Below are 691 nucleotides of genomic sequence, written 5' to 3'. Positions count from 1 at the left end.
CGTCGTGGAATCGGACGGTGGAACGGACCTGCCCCACCCAATACTCCGGATCCGACCACTGCGACGTCACCGGCTGTCCCGTCACCGTCGACACCGCCGACACCACCGGCTCCGCAAAAGACAACTCCCGAACCACAGCCCGGAACTCATCCAACATCGGATCCATCAACGACGAATGAAACGCATGCGACACCACCAACGACCTCGACCGACACGACAACCGACCCACCACCGACTCCACCGCACCCGCCACCCCCGACAACACCACCGACCGCGGCCCATTCACCGCACCAACCGACACACCATCCACCAACAACGGCACCACCTCCTCCTCAGAGGCCTGCACCGCCACCATCACCCCACCCGCCGGCAACGCCTGCATCAACCGACCCCGCGCACCCACCAACCGACACGCATCCGACAACGACAAAACACCCGCCACATGAGCCGCAGCAATCTCCCCCACCGAATGACCCACCACCACATCCGGCCGCACACCCCACGACTCCAACAACCGAAACAGCGCCACCTCCACCGCAAAAATCGCCGGCTGCGCATTCCCCGTCGCATCCACATCCCCCGCATCCCACACCAGACGCGAACACACCTCCTCCCACACCCGCCGAAACACCGGAAACACCCCCACCAAACCCTCACCCATCCCCACCCACTGCGACCCCTGACCGGTGAA

The 691-nt window shown here is 64.5% G+C and carries 1 protein-coding gene; it reads right to left on the bottom strand.

Annotation, left to right across the window (positions count from 1 at the left end; all coding sequences use genetic code 11):
- The coding region (locus Vgi01_RS30350; protein WP_204293350.1) for an acyltransferase domain-containing protein at positions 1 to 691 on the bottom strand (691 nt) is incomplete at both ends.

This window comes from Micromonospora gifhornensis (assembly GCF_016863515.1).
Taxonomy (GTDB): Bacteria; Actinomycetota; Actinomycetes; order Mycobacteriales; family Micromonosporaceae; genus Micromonospora; species Micromonospora gifhornensis.
The sequence above is the reverse complement of the archived record's forward strand: the minus strand, read 5'-3'. Positions and strand labels throughout refer to the sequence as shown.